The 19,413-nt window shown below is 63.9% G+C and carries 17 protein-coding genes; 10 read left to right on the forward strand and 7 right to left on the reverse strand.

Annotated elements, in window-relative coordinates; all coding sequences use genetic code 11:
• Positions 1-94: 94 nt before the first annotated feature.
• From AC3YMN_RS11755 to AC3YMN_RS11770, 4 genes are read right to left on the reverse strand one after another with little or no spacing between them, the layout of a single operon-like run.
• The gene (locus AC3YMN_RS11755) at positions 95-2,794 is read right to left on the reverse strand and encodes an ATP-binding protein (protein WP_489890117.1); all 2,700 of its coding nucleotides are present in this window, start codon (positions 2,792-2,794) and stop codon (positions 95-97) included.
• The gene (locus AC3YMN_RS11760) at positions 2,794-3,027 is read right to left on the reverse strand and encodes a hypothetical protein (protein ID WP_489890118.1); all 234 of its coding nucleotides are present in this window, start codon (positions 3,025-3,027) and stop codon (positions 2,794-2,796) included. The genes AC3YMN_RS11755 and AC3YMN_RS11760 overlap by 1 nt, the downstream gene beginning before the upstream one ends.
• Positions 3,014-3,397, reverse strand: a complete 384-nt coding sequence (locus AC3YMN_RS11765) for a response regulator transcription factor (RefSeq protein ID WP_127752760.1) — start codon at positions 3,395-3,397, stop codon at positions 3,014-3,016. The genes AC3YMN_RS11760 and AC3YMN_RS11765 overlap by 14 nt, the downstream gene beginning before the upstream one ends.
• A 53-nt stretch (positions 3,398-3,450) precedes the next feature.
• The gene (locus AC3YMN_RS11770; RefSeq protein WP_489890119.1) at positions 3,451-5,073 is read right to left on the reverse strand and encodes a helix-turn-helix domain-containing protein; all 1,623 of its coding nucleotides are present in this window, start codon (positions 5,071-5,073) and stop codon (positions 3,451-3,453) included.
• Between the two features lie 179 nt (positions 5,074-5,252).
• On the opposite strand from AC3YMN_RS11770, the gene AC3YMN_RS11775 reads away from it, so the two are divergent.
• The 7 genes from AC3YMN_RS11775 to AC3YMN_RS11805 all read left to right on the forward strand — a co-directional run bounded on the left by AC3YMN_RS11775 (position 5,253) and on the right by AC3YMN_RS11805 (position 13,087).
• A complete protein-coding gene (locus AC3YMN_RS11775) occupies positions 5,253-6,611 on the forward strand; it encodes a substrate-binding protein (RefSeq protein ID WP_172123042.1) in 1,359 nt (452 codons plus the stop codon).
• Between the two features lie 174 nt (positions 6,612-6,785).
• Entirely contained in the window at positions 6,786-7,814 is a 1,029-nt protein-coding gene (locus AC3YMN_RS11780) for a branched-chain amino acid ABC transporter permease (protein WP_489890200.1), read from the forward strand.
• 1 nt (position 7,815) lies between these two features.
• Positions 7,816-8,964 carry a branched-chain amino acid ABC transporter permease gene (locus AC3YMN_RS11785; RefSeq protein ID WP_489890120.1) on the forward strand — a complete coding sequence of 383 codons (1,149 nt, stop codon included), beginning with the start codon at positions 7,816-7,818 and terminating at the stop codon, positions 8,962-8,964.
• Positions 8,965-8,975: 11 nt separating this feature from the next.
• Complete coding sequence (locus AC3YMN_RS11790; protein WP_489890121.1) at positions 8,976-9,743, forward strand: ABC transporter ATP-binding protein; 768 nt, start codon at positions 8,976-8,978, stop codon at positions 9,741-9,743.
• Positions 9,740-10,510 carry an ABC transporter ATP-binding protein gene (locus AC3YMN_RS11795; RefSeq protein WP_489890122.1) on the forward strand — a complete coding sequence of 257 codons (771 nt, stop codon included), beginning with the start codon at positions 9,740-9,742 and terminating at the stop codon, positions 10,508-10,510. Before AC3YMN_RS11790 ends, AC3YMN_RS11795 begins: the two co-directional genes overlap by 4 nt.
• A gap of 117 nt (positions 10,511-10,627) precedes the next feature.
• The gene (locus tag AC3YMN_RS11800) at positions 10,628-11,317 is read left to right on the forward strand and encodes an alpha/beta hydrolase (protein ID WP_489890123.1); all 690 of its coding nucleotides are present in this window, start codon (positions 10,628-10,630) and stop codon (positions 11,315-11,317) included.
• A 144-nt stretch (positions 11,318-11,461) separates the two neighbouring features.
• Entirely contained in the window at positions 11,462-13,087 is a 1,626-nt protein-coding gene (locus tag AC3YMN_RS11805) for an MFS transporter (protein ID WP_489890124.1), read from the forward strand.
• A gap of 72 nt (positions 13,088-13,159) precedes the next feature.
• Here AC3YMN_RS11805 and AC3YMN_RS11810 read toward each other — a convergent pair whose 3' ends face one another.
• The 3 genes from AC3YMN_RS11810 to AC3YMN_RS11820 all read right to left on the reverse strand — a co-directional run bounded on the left by AC3YMN_RS11810 (position 13,160) and on the right by AC3YMN_RS11820 (position 15,443).
• The gene (locus AC3YMN_RS11810; RefSeq protein WP_489890125.1) at positions 13,160-13,810 is read right to left on the reverse strand and encodes an SH3 domain-containing protein; all 651 of its coding nucleotides are present in this window, start codon (positions 13,808-13,810) and stop codon (positions 13,160-13,162) included.
• Positions 13,811-14,042: 232 nt separating this feature from the next.
• Positions 14,043-14,645, reverse strand: coding sequence for an SH3 domain-containing protein (locus tag AC3YMN_RS11815; protein ID WP_489890126.1), 603 nt, complete (start codon positions 14,643-14,645; stop codon positions 14,043-14,045).
• Positions 14,646-14,795: 150 nt separating this feature from the next.
• Entirely contained in the window at positions 14,796-15,443 is a 648-nt protein-coding gene (locus tag AC3YMN_RS11820; RefSeq protein ID WP_489890127.1) for a DUF2161 domain-containing phosphodiesterase, read from the reverse strand.
• A gap of 268 nt (positions 15,444-15,711) precedes the next feature.
• Here AC3YMN_RS11820 and AC3YMN_RS11825 point away from each other — a divergent pair, with 268 nt between their 5' ends.
• The 3 genes from AC3YMN_RS11825 to AC3YMN_RS11835 are packed head-to-tail and all read left to right on the forward strand — an operon-like array spanning position 15,712 to position 19,411.
• The gene (locus AC3YMN_RS11825; protein WP_489890201.1) at positions 15,712-16,827 is read left to right on the forward strand and encodes a sugar ABC transporter substrate-binding protein; all 1,116 of its coding nucleotides are present in this window, start codon (positions 15,712-15,714) and stop codon (positions 16,825-16,827) included.
• 56 nt (positions 16,828-16,883) lie between these two features.
• On the forward strand, positions 16,884-18,428 hold the full coding sequence (locus AC3YMN_RS11830) for a sugar ABC transporter ATP-binding protein (protein WP_489890129.1): 1,545 nt from the start codon (positions 16,884-16,886) through the stop codon (positions 18,426-18,428).
• Entirely contained in the window at positions 18,425-19,411 is a 987-nt protein-coding gene (locus AC3YMN_RS11835) for an ABC transporter permease (RefSeq protein ID WP_127752747.1), read from the forward strand. Before AC3YMN_RS11830 ends, AC3YMN_RS11835 begins: the two co-directional genes overlap by 4 nt.
• Positions 19,412-19,413: the final 2 nt, after the last annotated feature.

Genomic DNA, 19,413 nt, shown 5'->3' on the forward strand with positions numbered 1-19,413 from the left:
GTTCGGCATAAACGATGGATAAGCGATATTGTTCAAAATAGGCAGAATAGGTCAGAAGGGCGCAGTATAGGGCGGTCTGCCCCTCAGCACCGGATCAGCAAGCTAGTTGCAGCTGCACGCGGAAGCAAGCGCCCGGCAAGGGGCCATCGACGAGTTCGAGCGTGCCGTGCATGCGCTCGACGATTTGCCGGGAAATGGCAAGGCCAAGGCCGGCGCCGCCTTTTTCGGTGAGGCCCCGCTTGCCGCGGCTGAATTTCTCGAAGATGAGCGTGCGCTCATCGGTGGGAATGCCGGGGCCGTTGTCCACCACCTCGACGGCGTAACTGCCTGAACGAACAGCGGTTTGCACCCGCACAACGGGCGCGGGCGCGTTGTTGTAGCGGATGGCGTTGATGATGAGGTTGATGAAGACCTGGCAGAGGCGATCGGCGTCGCCTTCGACCAGCGCGGCGGGAGCGCGCTCGCCCAATTCGAGCCGGACGCCATGCTGGCGCAGGGCGGCTTCGCACACCACCAGCGCTCGATCGAGCGCCGCCTGGGGATCGGTGGGCGTGTTTTCCCAGGCGCGTTCGCCGCGCTCAAGGGCGCTGAGATCGAGAATTTCGTCGAGCAGCTTGGTCAGGCGCAGCGATTCCTGGTGGATGGTCCCGACGAAATGCTGGCGCTGGCGCTCGCTGATGTCGGGCTCTTCGAGCAGGATTTCGGAAAAGGAGCGGATGGAGGTCATGGGGGTGCGCACTTCGTGGCTGACCTGGCTGAGGAAATCGTCCTTGCGGATATCGAGTTCGCGCAAACGGCCATTGGCGTCTTCGAGCTGGCGGGCGGTGGAGCGCAGCTCGGCTGAGGTGAGCTCGAGCTGCTGGGAATATTCAATGACCTGCTGGGTTTCGTCGGCCATCTGCATCATTTCCTCGAGCGAGATGTCGCTGCCCGAGACGACCTTGGAGAGCATCACATGGGCGGACGCGGCCCCGATGGAGCCGGCCAGTTCCCGTTCGAGCCGGCCGATGAATTCGGGGGTGGGATCAAGCTGGTCTGCCCCAACGCCGGCTTCACGGGCGGCGGTTTCAAACAGGGCGGCGGCGCGGCGCTCGCCCAGGACGCGTTCGGCGACGAAGTAGAGATCGTTGGCCGTGGCCGAGCCGAGCACGAAATTGCCGCGGGCGTGCTGGCCCCGCTTGAATACATCGAGGAAGACGCTCGCCTGAATGCGCTCGAGGGCTGACTGGCGGGTCAGGAGCGAGACGATGGTCAGGGTGAGGACGTTGACGGTGAGGCTCCAGAAGGCGGCATGGGCCAGCGGGTCCCAGCCATCCAGCCCGAACATGGCTTCGGGCCGCAGCCACGATATGCCCCAGGGCCCGTGGGCGAGGAGCATGGCGACCGCCGGGGAAACGGACTGGAAGGACGGCAGGAAGCTGCACCAGACCCAGAAGACAAAGCCCAGCGCGATGGCAGAGGTCGCGGCCTTGAGCGAGGCTTCGCGCCAAAACAGGGCGGCGAGCACGGCGGGGAAGAACTGGGCAATGCCGGTAAAGGAAATGAGGCCGATCGGCGCCAGGGCGTCGGAGTCGCGGGTGAAGAAGAAGTAGAAAAAGCCCAGCGACAGGATCAGCACGATCGAGACGCGCCGGGCATTGAGCAGGAGCGTCGTGACCCCCTGCCCGTCCCCGCTGCTGCCGGCACTGAAGCGCAGGATCAGGGGCATGAGGATGTGGTTGGAGACCATGATCGAGAGGGCAATGGACTCAAGGATGATCATGGAGGTGGCGGAGGAAAAGCCGCCGATGAAAGCGAGGAGCGCGAGACCATCCTGGCCAAAGGCCATGGGCAGGGTCAGGGCGAACATGTCGGGGTTGGAGCCTGCGGGCATGGTAGTGAGCCCGAACACCGCAATGGGCAGGATGAAGAGGCTCATCAACAGCATATAGGCGGGGAAGGCCCAGCTCGCGACGCGTAGATGGTTCTCGTCGGAGTTCTCGACCACGGTGACCTGGAACTGCCGGGGCAGGCAAACAATGGCGGCGACCGAAAGGGCGAGCGTCGTCAGCCAGCGGCTATCGAAGGTGTTGGCGGCATCAACGGCGACGCCCAACTCGGCCGCCCGGCTGAAGATGGCCTCAAAGCCACCACCGACAAAAACCACGAAAATGCCGACGGTCAGGAGCGCGGCGAGCTTGACCACGGCTTCAAAGGCGATGGCGGCGACAACGCCGTGGTGCTGCTCCTTGGCGTCCACATGGCGGGTGCCAAATAGGATGGTGAAGAGCGCCATGCCCGCCGCGATGCCGAGCGCGAGGCCGACATCATCAATGCCGGCGAGGCTCCCCTGCCCGAACTCCGAGGACCCGGCGACAGCCTGGATGGACGAGGTGACCGCCTTGAGCTGGAGCGCGATATAGGGGGCGATGCCGACCACCGCGATGCAGGTGACGAGCACGGCAAGCCGGTTGGATTTGCCGAAGCGCGAGGACAGCAGATCGGCCACCGAGGTGATGCGCTGGTGGTGGCTGATGCGCACAAGGCGGCGGAGCAAGAACCACCAGCCCACGAAAACGAGCGTGGGGCCGAGATAAATGGTGAGGAATTCGAGGCCGCTGCGGGCGGCATTACCGACGGCGCCGTAGAAGGTCCAGCTGGTGCAGTAGACGGAGATGGAGAGGGTATAAACGGCGGGGGAATGGAGGAACGAGCGCTGGTTAGCGCGGGCGCGGCGATCGCCCAGATAGGCCAGCACAAAGAGCAGTCCAACATAGCCGATGGCTGTCGCAATCACGAAATCGGCCGACAGCATCAGCGTTCACCCTCGCCGGCATCGGGATCAGCCGGCTCGGGCGGGAGCGCGCGGGCGAGCAAGGCGGTGCCGATAATCAGGGCCAGCCAAAGGGCGAACAGGTAAAAGACGATCTGGGGGATGCCGAAATGGGCGATGTCCTGGTTGAATACATAGACCAGCGGGGGCAGCATCAGCATGGCGCCCAGTATGGTGAGCACCAGCATGGCCGGGATGAGCCTAGAGCGGTCCACCGGGCTCGCCCAGCAATTGCCTGACCGCGCCCACCACCTCGGCATTGGCATAGGGCTTGGTGACGAAATCACTGGCGCCCAGTTCGGCGGCAATGCGACGGTCCTGCTGCTGGCCCTTGGCGGTCAGGATCAGCACCGGCAGGTGCTCGGTATCGGCATTGGCGCGGATATGCTTGAGCACCTCAAAGCCCGAGCGCTTGGGCAGCATGACGTCGAGCACCAGAATGCGCGGGCGCAGGCGGCGCACGGCCTCGAGCGCCGCATCGCCGTCGGTGACGGCGCTGATGGTCCAGCCGGCGCGCCGCAGAATGAAATCGAGCGATTCCAGAATGCTCGGTTCATCCTCGGCAATGACAATATCGATTGTCAAAGTCCCCCCTTACCTGCGGTCTCCCCTCCGCAAGTTCATGCACTAAAGCGCAATCACGCCGGATCGCCAAGGCCAAACTGGTGCGGCAGCAAGGGCGCGCGATCCGGAGCCGTGCTGCCGCCGGGGGCAAGAGGTTCTTCCTGCCGGCTGGCGCAGTCGCGCCGGGTGCACAGGCGACAGGCGGGGCCGACGGGAATATCGGCGGCTGGATTGGAGAGATCGAGGCCGGCGCCATAGATCGTGCGGTCGGCATGGAGCACGTCGCAGGCCAGCATCACCGAGGAGATAGCGGGTTGTTCGCGAAAGGAACCGGCGCGGCGCTGCACGGTGCGGGCAAGGAACAGGTAGCGGGAGCCATCGGAGAAGCGAACGACCTGGCGGAGCAGCGCCTCAGGGGTCCGGAAGGCGCCATAGATGGCCCAAAGCGGGCAGGCATGGCCGCTATTGGGCAGCAACAGGCCCGGCAAGGGGAAATGTTTGGTGAGGCGCCCGGCCGGATCGGACCGCAAAAAGCCAAAGGGGATCCCCTCCTGCCCCGCCCGGCGCAGGGTTACGAGGCGATGGGCGACTTGCTCATAGCTGGCGTTGAAGCTCTGGCGGAGGTGATCGAGGTCATAGGCGCAGCTTTCGGCGCGCTGCAGCATCTGCCCATAGGGGAAAACGATGGCCCCGGCGAGATAGGAGCCCGCGGCGCGGGCGGCGAGGCGCCGGGCTGTGGGCGTGGATAGCAGCGCATTTTGCAGGGTGAGCGCGATGGCATCGGGAGCGGCCAGCTCCCCATACAGGCGGGCCAGCTGGAACTGGCGCGTGGCAAGGGTGGAGGCGCCAGCGAACCACATCCGGCGCGTTGCCGCATCAAAGCTGTATTGACCGGGAAAACCTGGCTCGGGCGGCGGGCCGCCAGCCGTAACTTCAATGCCGAAGCGGGTGGCGAGCAGAGTCGTCAAGGTGGCGGGGCCAAAGGGGCCGGCGCGCTCAAGCTCGGCCCGCACGTGCTCGGCCGCCTCTTCGAGCAGGGGGAAATGGTTGTGCTGCTCGATGATGAGGTCATCGATCTCGCGCGCGGGTGAGCCACTGCGCCGGCTTTCGCTCGCGGTTTCGAACTGGCCAATGAGGTTGCGCGCCACTTCCGACAGCGTGCGCGCTTCCCGGCCAATGGCGGCAAGGAACTGGCGCCGCTCGGCCTCATCCAGATCCCCAACATCTTCAAGAATTTCGGCGCTGGAGCGCACGGCGGTGATGCCCGAGAGGATCTGGTGGAGCAATTCGCCCAACAGGGGATCCGAGCGCAGCCGATCGGCATAGGCATCGGCATTGGACTGGGCGGTGGCGTAGGCCCGATGCAGCCGCGCCAGAGCGGTGGCGCTGGCGGGATATTGCGCAACGAGTTCACGCCGTTCATCGGACCGGAAGGGCAGCGACTCAAGCAAGGGGTCGGCATGGGCTTCCTCGAGCTCCTGGAGCAGCTTTTGCTCGGTGCGCCCGGCGAGCTCATCGATTTCGATCTGCAACTGGGCTGCGACGCGGTTCAGCAGCGCCCCACCGATGTCGCGCTTGTTGTTTTCGATGAGGTTCAAATAGCTCGGCGAAATACCAAGGCTGCGGGCCAGGGCTGCCTGAGAAATCTTGAGCGATTTCCGCCGGTTGCTGATGCGAAACCCGATCGGCGCCCGCATGCCCTCCCCTCCCCTTGTAAATTGATTGACTGGTTATCGGCCCGGCCTGATCAACAATTTACAGAATAGAGCTGCAATAACAATGCACTATTGCTGTCGTTTTACTGAGGTGGAAATATTCCCCGGCGGTGAGCGGCTGGCTATGCATCAGTTGCCCCGCGCCAAAAGGAGGAACACCAATGACACTTCTCAAGCGTGGCCTGTCCCGCCGCAGGGTTTTGCAGACCGGCCTGGCCGGCATTATCGCCACAGGCGTCGCCCCCGCCATTTTCACCCGCGGCGCCTGGGCGCAGGAATTCTGCAACAATCCCACGGGCGACACCGTCACCTTCGGGCTCAACCTGCCGCTGACCGGCGCTTATGCCGAAGAAGGCGCGGACGAGCAGAAGGCCTATGAACTGGCCGTCAAGCACCTCAATGGCGAGGGCGACGGTGGGCTCGTCGCCATGCTCAAGCCCACCGCGCTCAAGGGCAATGGCATTTTGGGCAAGAAGGTCGCGTTCGTGACCTCGGACAGCCAAACCAAGGCTGATGTGGCCCGCGCCGGCGCCACCCGCATGATCGAGCGCGATGGCGCCATCATGGTCACGGGCGGCTCGTCCTCGGCCGAAGCCATTGCCGTGCAGGGCCTGTGCCAGGAAATGGGCGTCATCTTCATGGCGGGCCTCACCCATTCCAACGACACCACCGGCAAGGACAAGCGCCGCTACGGCTTCCGCCATTTCTTCAATGCCTACCAGTCGGGCGTGGGTCTCGCCCCGGTGCTTGGCCAGGAATATGGCGCCGACCGGCGCGCTTATCACCTGACGGCCGATTATACCTGGGGCTGGACGCAGGAAGAATCGATCAAGAACGCCACCGAGGCGCTGGGCTGGCAAACGGTGCAGGCCGTGCGCACCCCGCTGGGGGCTGCCGATTTCAGCCAGTATCTGACGCCGATCCTCAATTCGGGCGCCGATGTGCTGATCCTCAACCACTATGGCACGGACATGGTCAATTCGCTGACCCAGGCGGTGCAGTTCGGCATGCGTGACCGGCAGGCCAATGGCAAGGACTTCCAGATCGTCACCCCGCTGATTTCCGAGCTGATGGCCAAGGGCGCCGGCGAGAGCGTCAAGGGCATTTTCGGCACCTCGAACTGGCACTGGAACCTGCAGGACCCCGGGACGCAGGCCTTCACCAAGTCGTTTGGCGCCGCCTATGGCTCCCCGCCATCGCAGGCCGCGCACACCGCCTATGTGCAGGCGCTGCTTTATGCCGATGCGGTGGAGCGTGCCGGGACATTCTATCCGCCAGCAGTGATTGCGGCGCTGGAAGGCTTCGAGTTTGACGGCATGGGCAATGGCCCGACGCTCTACCGCGCTGAAGATCACCAGTGCATCAAGAACGTGCTCGTGGTGCAGGGCAATCAAAGCCCGACCAGCCAGTTCGACGTGCTCAACATCGTCCAGGAAATCCCGCGCGCGGATGTGGCTTACGATCCCGCCATGTTCGGCGGCGATCTTGGGCCGGCCGAGCCGGCGCCGATCTGCGCTTAGCCAAGTTTCCCCGCGCCACTCCCCCCGTGGCGCGGGTTTTTTGTTCAGAAGAGCTCATCCAAAGCCTGTTGACGGGTGAGGCGCGCCACTAGGCCGCGAGCCACGTCCTCGTGGTTCGACAGGCTCACCATGAGGACGACTGCGGATGCCGCCGAGTTCGAGAACCAGACCATGATCGACGTGATTTTCCTGCAGTTCCTCAATGGGCTCGACAAGGGCGCCGCTTATGCGCTGATCGCGCTGGGGCTGACGCTGGTGTTCGGAACGCTGGGGGTGGTCAATTTTGCCCATGGCGCGCTGTTCATGCTGGGGGCCTTTTGTGCCGTGCTGTTCCGGCAGTCCCTGACGCTGGAAACAGTAACGGTCGACCCCACCAAGCTTTCGCCCTGGGGCACGCCGCTCGAAGTGCGAGAGCCGCTGGTGCAGGCCTGGTTCGGCGATTGGGGCGCGGTGCTGGTGAACTATTCAGTGCCGGTGTCGATCATCGTCACCATCCCCATCATGCTGGTGATCGGGGTGGCGCTCGAGCGCGGGATCATCAAGCATTTCTACAAGCGCCCGCATGCCGAGCAGATCCTCGTGACTTTTGGGCTCGCCATCGTGGCGCAGGAATTGATCAAGGCGTTTTTCGGCCCCAACCCCATTCCCCAGCCGATGCCCACCGATCTGCGCGGTGCTGCCGATATCGGGGCGTGGCTGGGCATGCAGGCCAATGTGATCACCTATCCGATCTGGCGGCTGATCTATTTCCTGTTTTCGGCGGCGATCATCGGCGGCGTGTTTGCTTCCCTGCAGTTCACCACTTTTGGGATGGTGGTGCGTGCCGGGATGGCGGACCGCGAAACCGTGGGGCTGCTGGGGATCGATATCGATCGGCGCTTTACCATCATGTTCGGCCTCGCCGCGGTGGTCGCGGGGCTGGCGGGGGTGATGTACACGCCGCTGCTGCCGCCCAACTACCATATCGGCATGGACTTCCTCGTTCTCAGCTTCGTGGTGGTCGTGGTGGGCGGCATGGGTTCCCTGCCTGGCGCGGTGGCTGCGGGGTTCCTCCTCGGGATCCTCCAATCCTTTGCCTCGATGACGCAGGTGAAGGCCCTTATTCCCGGCATCGATCAGATCATCATCTACCTGGTTGCCGTCGTGATCCTGTTGGTATTGCCGCGCGGGCTGTTTGGCCGCCGTGGCGTGATGGAGGGCTGAGATGCGCGCCGTGTCCCGCAACGACCTGCTGCTGTTTCTGGGCTTTTCCGCCGCGGTGCTGCTGATGCCGATCTGGCTGCAGCCCTTTGGCGCCGCCTATCCCGACCTGCTGCAGCGCTTCATGATCTTTGCCATCTTCGCGGTGGGGTTCAACATCCTCTTCGGGCTGACGGGCTATCTCAGCTTCGGGCATGCCGCGTTTTTCGGCGTCGGCTCCTATGCCGCAGTGTGGTCGTTCAAGCTGCTGAGCCTCGATGCCATCCCGGCGCTGATCTTTGCCATCGTGGTCTCGGGCGTGTTTGCGCTCCTGATCGGCTATGTGAGCCTGCGGCGGTCGGGGATCTATTTCTCCATCCTGACGCTCGCCTTTGCACAGATGAGCTACAACCTCGCTTATTCTGTGCTGACGCCCATCACCAATGGGGAGACGGGGCTGCAGCTGACGCTCAATGATCCGCGTCATCTCGATGCCGCGATCGGGCAAGGCAGTGTCGGGCAACCCGTGCCGACGCTGCTGGGACAATCGCTCGGGGGCTTTGCCGGCTTTTATTTCTGTGCAGGCTTTTTGATCCTGGCGTTCTTTATAGCCCAGCGCATCACCGGCTCGCCCTTTGGCATGATGCTCAAGGGGATCAAGTCCAACCAGACGCGGATGAACTATACCGGCTTCAACACCAAGCCCTATACGCTGGCGGCTTTCGTGATCTCGGGCATGTATGCCGGGCTCGCAGGGGCTTTGCTGGCCGTGACCGATCCGCTGGCCGGCGCCGAGCGCATGCAGTGGACGGCCTCGGGCGAAGTGGTGCTGATGACCATCCTGGGTGGCGCGGGCACGCTTGTCGGTCCAGTGATCGGGGCCTGGCTGATCAAATATTTCGAGAACATCTTTTCGGCGATCAATGATTCGGTGCTGCGCCGCTTCTTTGGTTTCCTGCCTGACGGGGTTGCAGAGGGATTCGTGACGGTCACCAGCAAGTTCGTCGGGGAAGGCTGGTTCCTGACCCTAGGGCTCGTTTTCGTGCTGATCGTCGTGTTCCTGCCCGGCGGGATCATGGAAGGGGTGCGCCGGATCGCTGGGTTATTCAACCGCTCGCGTCCCTCGCCCACCGTGCCTGGCAAGCCCCTCCGGCAAGCGCAACCGGCTGAATGAGGACGCCAGCGATGACCACACCCAATGTCGTTCTTCACGTTGCCGATGTGCACAAGCGCTTCGGGGGCCTGCATGCCCTGGCCGATATCGATTTGCAGGTCGAGGAAGGCCAGACCCACGCCATTATCGGGCCCAATGGCGCGGGCAAATCGACCCTGCTCAATGTGATCATCGGCAAGCTCGCACCTTCGAGCGGCCAAGTGGTGTTCGATGGCGCGGTGCTGACGGGGCGCAAGCCTTATCAGATCAACCAGCTCGGCATCGCCCGGGTGTTCCAGACCCCCGAGATCTTCGCAGATCTGAGCGTGCTGCATAATGTGATGATCCCGGCGCTGGCCAAGCGCGATGGCGCGTTCAAGCTCAACCTCATGCGCTCGCTCAACAGCGAAACGGCCATCCGCGATGAAGCCGAGCACATGCTGGAGGATGTCGGCATGCATAGCCGGCGAGAGATGGCGGCGGGAAGCCTGAGCCGTGGCGACAAGCGGCGCATGGAACTGGCGATGTGCCTGATCCAGCATCCCCGCCTGTTGCTGCTCGATGAACCCACTGCCGGCATGAGCCGGCACGACACCAATACCACGATCGAGCTGCTGCAAAAGATCAAGGCGCGGGGCATGACCAAGGTGATTATCGAGCACGACATGCATGTGGTGTTTTCGTTGGCCGACAAGATTTCGGTGCTGGCGCAAGGTCGCATCATCGCCGATGGCACGCCCGACCAGGTGCGCGGCAATCCTAAAGTGCAGGAAGCCTATCTGGGGGGAGCGCACGCATGAGCACGATCACGCTCGAGGGACAAAAGACGCGCGTTGCCCAGGCCGCGGTGGTGGAAACCACCCGCCCATTCTTTTCCGTGCGCGACCTGCACGCCTATTACGGCGAAAGCTATATCGTCCAGGGCGTGTCGCTGGATGTGCGCAAGGGCGAAATCCTGGCGCTGCTGGGGCGCAATGGGGCGGGCAAGACTTCGACCCTGCGCACGATTGCCCGGACCGACAATCCCCAATTGCGGCAAGGCGAAATCTGGCTGGATGGTCAGCCCATCCACCAGATGAAGTCGTTCCAGGCCGCGCGCGCCGGTATTCAGCTCGTACCCGAAGACCGGCGCATCATTGCCGGGCTGACTGTCGAGGAAAACATTACATTGGCCAAGGTGGCGCCCGGCAATGGCTGGGGCCTCGAGCAAATCTACCAGAGCTTTCCGCGCCTGGCGGAGCGACGCAAGCAGGAGGGCGTGACGCTATCGGGCGGCGAGCAGCAGATGCTGGCGATCGCCCGGGCGCTGGCGCGTGACCTAAAACTGCTGCTGCTCGATGAGCCTTATGAAGGCTTGGCTCCGGTGATCGTGCAGGAGATCGAACGGATTCTGCATTCAATCAAGCCGCTGGGGATCACGACGATTATTGTGGAGCAGAATGCGATTGCGGCGCTGAACCTGGCGGACCGGGCGGTGATCCTTGATACGGGGGAAACGGTGTTTAGTGGTACGGCGGCCGAAGTGCTCGACAATGCCGAGCTGCGCCAGGAATATCTCGCGATTTAGGCGCTATAGGGCGCGCCGGCAGGACTCTGTCGCTCGCGAGTGCTGTTTGAGCCTGCCGAGGATTACACCGGGGAACCGCGGCGGCGCATCGAAGTTGGAGGGGCAAGGAGTTTTGCCATGCCCACAGCTCAGGAACTCTGGCGCGCGGCGGTTCTGAGCGCCCAGCCCTCTTCCCAGCGCCAATCTCATCCGCCCCATGCGGGCCGCATCTGGCCTTTGGGTGAAGGCGAGCGGCAGACTGCGCTGTTTGTGCCCAGGAACTTGCCGCAGACACCGGTTCCGCTCGTCGTGTTGCTGCATGGTGCCGGCGGGACCGCTTCGGATATCTTGCCGGTGCTGCAGGAGCATGCCGATGCGCTCAAATTCCTGATCCTGGCGCCGCAATCGCGCGCCCCGACTTGGGATGTGATCGCGCATCAGTATGGGCCAGATGTCCGGCAGATCGACGAGGCGCTGGCAACGGTGTTCAGCACTTTCGCGGTGGATCCCGAGCGTGTTGCCGTGGCGGGTTTTTCCGACGGTGCCTCTTATGCCTTGAGCCTTGGGCTCAGCAATGGGCAGTTGTTCGGGTCAGTCCTCGCATTCTCGCCGGGTTTTCTCGCCCCCAGCCGTGAGGAGGGCAAGCCGCGCATCTTTATCTCCCATGGGCGCCAGGACAATGTGCTGCCGGTCGAGCGCTGCAGCCGCCGCATTGTGCCCGCCCTCGAAGCGGGCGGCTATGAGGTTCGGTATGACGAGTTTACGGGCGGGCATATCGTGCCCAGCAGTGCGGTAAAGGCGGCATTGGACTTGTTCCTGACCCCTTGATGAGGTTGGGTGCGGCAGCAGCGGATCGAGCAGCGACTCGAGGCGCTGAGGCTGCCGATTTGAAGCAATGTTGCAGGCAAGTTGGGCCCGCAACCTGTTGGCCGCGATGGTGTTCCATCACCAGGCGCATGAAAAGGAACTGGTATGTCTGAACGAGCGTCCGTGCTTGCTCCCTTCCGGCACGAGACCTTCCGTTTGCTTTGGCTGGCAACGCTCGCCTCCAATCTTGGCGGGCTGGTGCAGTCGGTTGGCGCCGGCTGGATGATGACCACGCTCACCGACTCCCACAATATGGTAGCGCTGGTGCAGGCCTCGACCACCTTGCCCATCATGATCTTTTCGCTGGCGGCGGGTGCCTTGGCGGACAATTTCGACCGGCGCACGGTGATGATCATTGCCCAATGCGGCATGGCGCTGGTGTCGGTTGCGCTGGCGGTGATGGGCTATCTTGGCTTGCTCAATCCCTGGCTGCTGCTGACATTCACCTTCCTGATCGGCTGCGGCACGGCCCTGTTCAATCCGTCCTGGCAGGCCTCAATGGGCGATATCGTGCCGCGCTCGGACCTGCCAGGCGCGGTGACGCTCAACAGCGTCGGCTTCAACATGATGCGCAGCGTTGGACCGGCGATTGGCGGGCTGATCGTGGCCATTGCCGGGGCAGCCGCGGCGTTTGCGCTCAATGCCGTTTCGTATCTGCCGCTGATCGTGGCGCTGGGGCGCTGGAAATCGCCGCCGCTCAACACCAAGCTGCCGCGCGAGCGCTTTGGCAGCGCGATGTGGGCGGGCATTCGCTATGTGTCGCTATCTCCCAACCTGACCATTGTCCTCTTTCGTGGGTTGCTGTTCGGGCTGGCGGCTATTTCGGTGCTGGCGCTGCTGCCTTCGGTGGCCAATGAATATGTGGGGGGTGGCGCCTTTGTTTATGGCAGCCTGCTCGGCTTTTTCGGGCTGGGGGCGATTGGCGGCGCGTTTCTGAACGGCGCAATCCGCGAGCGCTACAGCAATGAAACCATTGTGCGGATCGCCTGCGTGGTATTTGCGCTGAGCTGCGCGGCCTTGGGATTCAGCCGGCAACCGGTGCTCAGCCACCTGGCGCTGCTGCCGGCGGGAGCGAGCTGGGTGCTGGCGCTGTCGCTGTTCAATGTCTCGATCCAGCTTTCGACACCGCGCTGGGTGGTGGGGCGGGCGTTGTCGCTCTACCAGACCGCAACCTTTGGCGGCATGGCGGCGGGAAGCTGGCTGTGGGGGAGCGTTGCCGATCTGTGGGGTCCGGACTGGTCGCTGGCCAGCGCGGCCCTCGCCCTGCTCGGCTGCGCGCTGATCGGGTTCGTCTTGCCCCTGCCCCAGTTCAGCTCGCGCGATCTGACGCCGCTCAACAAGTTCAACGAGCCGGTGCTCCGACTGGAATTACGCCCCCGTAGCGGGCCAGTGATGGTGATGGTCGACTACCAAATCGCCCAGGAAGACGTGGAAGAGTTCCTCGCGCTGATGAATGAGCGCCGCCGCATTCGCCGGCGCGATGGGGCCCGACAATGGGCGCTGTTGCGGGACCTCGAAAAGCCCGAGATCTGGACCGAAACCTACCATGTGCCGACCTGGATCGATTATGTGCGCCACAATATGCGCCGCACCAAGGCCGATGCCGACAATCTCGAGAAACTGCGCGCCCTGCATCGTGGGGAGAACCCACCACTGGTGCATCGGCTGATCGAACGGCAAACCGTGCCGCTGACCGACGACATGCCGATGCGGCCGGGCCCCCAGATCTGAGTTTCCGAGGCTTATGCAAGAAAGCCGCGTCCTGAACGGGCGCGGCTCCTGTGCGATTTTGTGGAAGAGTTCTTAGTCGATGCGCGGCGGTGGCAGGGGCGGTCCCCCATTGCCTCCGGAGCCTGAACCGGAGTTCGGCGGGGGTGGTGGTGGGCCACCGTCCGAGCCAGGTCCGGGTCCAGGTCCGGGTCCAGGTCCGGGTCCAGGTCCAGGTCCGGGTCCAGGTCCAGGTCCAGGTCCAGGTCCGGGTCCAGGTTCAGGTCCAGGTCCGGGTCCGGGTCCGGGTCCGGGTCCGGGTCCAGGTCCGGGTCCGGGTCCAGGGCCGGGTCCAGGTCCAGGTCCAGGTCCGGGTCCAGGACCGGGAGGCGGTCCCGGAGGAGGGCCAGGTGGACGAGGCGGCGGCCGAGGAGGATTCCAATCCGGCGGGCCGAAATTGAAGCTGAACACCGTCGCGGGCACCCTGGGGCGCCGCAGTTCGGCCAGATAACGGCCGGAAACCCAGCCTTCGGTGCGCCGGGTTTCGACGTAGCACCAGCCGCGGCGGCAGCCATCGACCTCGACGCGATCCCCTTGCCGCAGGACGGCGACTGGCGCGTAGTTGGTCCCAGGTCCGGTTCGAACATTGACGTTTGTTGTCGCCACGGCGGGCGCGGCAAGTGCAGCTCCGGCCATGCCGAAGAGCATCAAGCCGCCTAAGGCGGCGGGTAGCGATTTCGATTTCATTGCCGGAGTGTCCTCTTTGGTTACGAGCGCTTTGCGCCCTTGGCGCAAGCGGCGCCTCGTGAGGTCGACACCAGCATTAATGGCGGCGGCGTGAAGCCTGTTCCGTCACCGATGGTTGATAAGAATGAAGGGAAAATATGCTGTAAATCAGCGGGTTAGCAGCGGATCACCTGCTATGTGCAAGAGGCACGAAAAAGCCGCGCCACCAAGTGGGGCGCGGCTGTTTTGCTTCTTAGCTACGGTCGCAATTGGGCCAGTTGGGCATGCCCAAAGTGCACTTGGCGCCGTCATCGCGCGGACGATCAGGACCGGCATTGCCGCGGTCCGGACCATCGCCACGGCCTGGGCCATCACCGCGGCCGTCGCCACGCCCCGGACCGTCGCCACGGCCATCACCGCGACCCGGGCCATCGCCGCGCCCGTCACCACGGCCGTCACCGCGGCCAGGACCACGGCCGTCCCAGTCACGATCAGGGCGGCGCGGACCGTCCCAGTCACGGCCTGGACGATGGCGCGGGGCTTCCCAACGTGGGGGCGCACCAAAATCGAACTGGAACACGGTGGCAGGACGCGAAGGACGGTTGCGTTCGGCCAGGTAGCGCCAGGAAACCCAACCCTCGGTGCGGCGGGTCTCGATATAGCACCAGCCGGCGCGACAGCCTTCGACATCAACGCGATCACCACGGCGCAGCGTATCGACAGCGTAGTAATCGGTCCCGGGACCGGAACGAACATTGACGTTGGCGGTGGCAATAGCGGGCGCGGCAAGTGCGGCTCCGGCCATGCCAACCAGCATGATGCTGCTCAAGGCAGCCCTTAGCAATTTCGATTTCATTGCCGCGATGTCCTTTTAAGTTAGGGGGCGATTCCGCCCTGAGCGCACAAAGCGCCTAATGAGGTGAACGGCGGATGAACGGCGCACGGCCCGGCTTGTTCCCTCGCTGCGCGGCAGGCAAACTTGACGAATGTGGTTCGGGCGTCGCCCCTAGTCGGCCGGTGAAACAGATGAGCGACCAAGCTCGGTCAGGCCATAGACGCCCCGGCTTTCACGCACGAACCAGCCATAGACATTGCGGCGCAGGATGATGGGAGCGCGATCGACGATTGTGCGGAGCTGCTTGGGCGATTGGGGGCCCTCGAGGAGCGCGCGGGCACAGGCGATGCAATCCTGCCGGTAGGCGGTCATGATGGGCTGGCGGTTGCCGCCGCCCTTGTTGGGATCGCCAATGCGGCGGCGATGCTCGTCAAGGAGGCGCGAGCGCCGCTTGGGGTTGCGGCGCGGGGTGGCGGCAAAGGGGGCCACCAGCACCTCGACCGCGCCGGATGCCGACACGCCGAGCAGGCCAAAACCCAAGCGACGGCAGAGATTGCGATAGCGCGCATCGGCTTCGCGCCCCCTCCCCGCCTTGGACAGGCGCGCGGCCAGCCAGACTTCGTCGCAGGCGGGGGCGCGATCCACGCCCTGCAGCACGAGTTCGAGATTGAAGCTGAGCTTGAGCTCGCAGACCACCAGAACGGGCGGCTCGCCTTCGCGCACACCCAAGAGGTCGCAGCCATTGACCTCGCCTTTGACGGTGAAGCCCTGCTGTTCCATGAAGCGTTTGAGGGGAGGATAAAGGTCGCTTTCGGCCATGGCACCGCTGTTGATTTGCCGGGGACATGGACAGCGCGGCAGCCCGTCGCGCCGGGCCGGATGGGGGCGAAAGACGCGGGGGCGGCTCGTGTTGCAAATGTCGCTCACGGGGGCTCGCAGCCCCCAAAACGGCATGTTAGCATGATTCTGCGCAAGCCTCCGGGGCGAGCGGAAACGGGTGGATGCTGGCAAACCAGTGCACAACAACCCGGCCGCCGAGACCCCGACCTTTGCGCAAGCCAAAGTTCTCTGGGAGGAGACAATGAACATGCTACGCACCACTTCGGTGGCTATCGGCGTCTTGCTGCTTTCGACCGGGCTGACTGCCGCGCAGCCCGAGATCGTCGAAGGCCCGGCCGACGACGCGGAATGCTATGTGCCCACAACGGGAGACACCCAGTTCTTCCAGTTCCCGGCCAAAACCGGGCCCTATCGTATTGCACTGGCTAATGGCTATGTCGCCAATACCTGGCGCATCCAGATGATCCAGACGGCCAAGGCCTATGCGGCGCAGCCCGAGGTCGCCGAGCGGCTGGAGGAATTCAAGGTCGTTTCCACCGGCGAGGACGTGGCGGCGCAGATTTCGGCCATCAACAATTTCATCGATTCCGGCTACGACGCCGTGGTCGTCAACGCGCAGAATCCGCAGGCTTTTGCGCCGGTGATCAAGCGCGCCAAGGATGCCGGGGTGATCCTGGTGGCCTTCGACAATACGCTCGACACCAAAGACGCCATCAACGTCAATGTTGACCAGAAGGGTCTGGGCGAGCTCTGGGGCAACTGGCTGGTGAAGCACCTGCCCAAAGGCGGCAAAATCCTGGAAGTACGTGGGGTCGCCGGCACTTCGGTCGATACCGATCGCCATAACGGCATCCACGAAGTGTTCGCCAATTCCGGCAAGACCTTTGAAGTGGTCGAGGTCGTGGGCAAGTGGGACGATGGCGTGGCCCAGAAAGCCGCGGCCGACGCCTTTGCCGTGCATGGCCAGTTCGACGGCATTACCGCGCAGGGCGGTGACACCGGCGTGGTGCAGGCCATGCTCGATGCCAAGCACCCGATGGTGCCCTTTGGCGGGGAAACCGAGAACGGCTTCCGCAAGTTCTGCGCGCAATATTCGGCCGATGGCCTCAAATGCTCTTCGGCGGGCTCGGGGCCAGCGCAGGTCGCCGTGGCGATCAAGACCGCCATCGATGCGCTCGACGGCAAGGTGATCCCGCAGGCGATCAACCTGCCGCTCGACATCACCGAAGATCCCAACTTCGTTGATGGCACCAATTTCTACACCGCCGAATCCGACAATTTTTTTGTCGGCAACTCCTTTCCCACCTGCGGCATCAATTTCAGCGCGCAGGAGATCATGAGCCAGACCGAAGGTAATCAGTAAGTGCGTGGCGCGGGAACCTTCGGGCTCCCGCGCCCGGTCGATGGCTTGGGGGTGACATGGACAACACCGCTCCGCTCTTTCGCATGGAAGGGATATCCAAACGCTATGGTGGCGTGCGGGCGATGGAGAAGGCCGACCTCGTGGTCGAGGCCGGGCGCGTGCACGCCATCCTCGGCGAAAACGGTGCGGGGAAGTCGACGCTGATCAAAATCATGTCGGGGGTGGTGGCGCCCGACGAAGGGCAGATGTTCCTCGATGGCCGGCCGGTAAGCTTTCCCGATCCGGGGGCGGCGAATGCGGCGGGGATCGTTTGCATCTTCCAGGAACTCTCGCTGATCCCCGAGCTTTCGGTGGCCGACAACATCATTGCCGCCAACCCGCCGACACGCTTCGGCCTCATCAACCGGCGCGAGCAGCGGCGGCTGGCCGAAGCGGCCCTGGCCCGGGCGGGGGCCGAGGACATCCATCCCCTGGCGCTGATCAAGGATTTGCCGCTGTCGCGCCGGCAATTGGTGGAGATCGCCAAGGCGCTGGCGCGCAAGCCGCGGCTGCTGATCCTGGATGAAGCCACTTCGGCGCTGACGGCGGCTGACGTCGCCAAGGTGTTTGGCGTGCTCAAGCGGTTGCGCAGCGAGGGGCTGGGACTGCTCTATATTTCGCACCGCATGCATGAGATCGCCGAACTCGCCGATACCTGCACGGTGTTTCGCAATGGCAGCAAGGTCGCCAGTTTTGCGGCGGGCACGCGCAGCGATGGCGAAGTCATCGAGATGATGATCGGGCGGGAATATTCCAATGTGTTTCCGCCCAAGCCGGCGCCCCTGCCCGCTTCGGTCAAGCCCGTACTGGCGGTGCGCAACCTGACCTGGACCGACCGGCTCAACAACATCTCCTTTGGTGTGCGGTCCGGCGAAGTCCTCGGGCTCGGGGGGCTCGACGGCCAGGGGCAACGCGAATTGCTGCTGGCGCTCTTTGGAGTCTTGCGCGGCACCGGCGGCGAGATCCTGATCGACGGGCAAGCGCGAAAACTCACCGGGCCGCGCGCGGCCAAGGCGCCGCCAGTCGGCATGGCGCTGATCCCCGAGGATCGCAAAACCGAGGGGCTGATGCTGCCTATGTCGGTGATGGAGAATTTGAGCCTGGCCAGCATGAGCCGCATTTCCCATGCCGGCATCATCGACAAGGCGGCCGAACGGCGAGCGGCCGACGAGATGATCAAGCTCTTGGCCATCAAGACGGCGAGTACCGAGGTGCCGGTGGCGGCGCTTTCGGGCGGCAACCAGCAAAAGGTGGTGATTGCCAAATGGCTGATGGGGCAGCCGCGCATCATCCTCCTCAATGATCCCACCCGCGGCATCGATGTGGGCACCAAGCAGGAAATCTACCAGCTACTGCGCCAGCTGGCGGATGCGGGCGCGGCGATCATTCTCTACTCCACCGATTATGACGAGCTGATCGGCTGCTGCGACCGGGTGCTGGTGATGTATGACGGCGCGATCAAGCGCGAACTGGTGGGCGAGGAGATCACCGAGCGCGCGCTGATCGGCAGCGCCCTCAACGTGGAAATGACGAGGGAGGCCGGCGCGCCGGCGCAAGCATGAGGGACTGGCGCTTTCATTTCGCTGCCCAGCGCGGCACGCTGCTGGCGTTGCTGATCTTTGTGGCGATGTTCACGCTCTATGTCGCCAACCACCCCGCGGGGTTTACCGCCAATGTGGTGCAGACCGCGGCCAACAAGGGCGTTTTGCTGGCCTTCGTCGCGATGGCGCAGACCTTTGTGGTGCTGACCGCCGGGATCGACCTCTCGGTAGGAATGATCTTCATTCTCGCCAATTGCGTCGCCTCGTATCTCCTGGGCGGCACGAGTTGGGAAACGGGCTTGGGGGTTTGTGCTACCCTGCTGGTGGGCCTGGCTTGCGGAGCGATCAACGGCTTGATCGTGATCTTTGGGCGCTTGCAGCCCATCGTAGCGACTATCGCAACGGGGGCGGTCTATTTCGGCATTGCCTTGATCCTGCGCCCCTTTCCCGGCTCAGATCCCAATTTTAACTCCGGCTTGGCCGACGCGCTCACCGGGCGCTTGTTCGGCGTCGTGCCGACGAGCCTCGTCGTGCTGCTCGGGGTCGTGCTGGTGATCTGGGTGCCATTCCAGCGCTCGGTGCTGGGGCGCGCCGCCTATGCGGTCGGGTCGGCTGAGATGGCCGCCTATATGTCGGGCATGCCGATCCGACGGGCCAAGTTCCTCGCCTATGTGCTGTCGGGCCTCCTCGCAGCGATCGGCGGGATCTTCCTGACCTTCTTCACCTATTCGGGCGAAGCCTCCCTATCCAACGGCAACACCTACACGCTCTATGCCATTGCCGCGGTAGTGCTGGGCGGGGTGTCGCTGTTTGGCGGGCGCGGCTCGGCGATCGGGGCGATCTTTGGCGCCCTCGCCTTCCGCGCCATCGGTGATCTGCTGTTCGTGTTCGATCTTGATCCGCTTTACCAACCGCTGTTCCAGGGCATTGTGCTGCTGCTGGCGGTGTCGCTCGGTTCGGCCCGGTTGTTCCAGGTTCGCAACCGGCTCGACCTGTTTACGTGAGG

Source organism: Devosia sp. Z11_6, assembly GCF_058133665.1.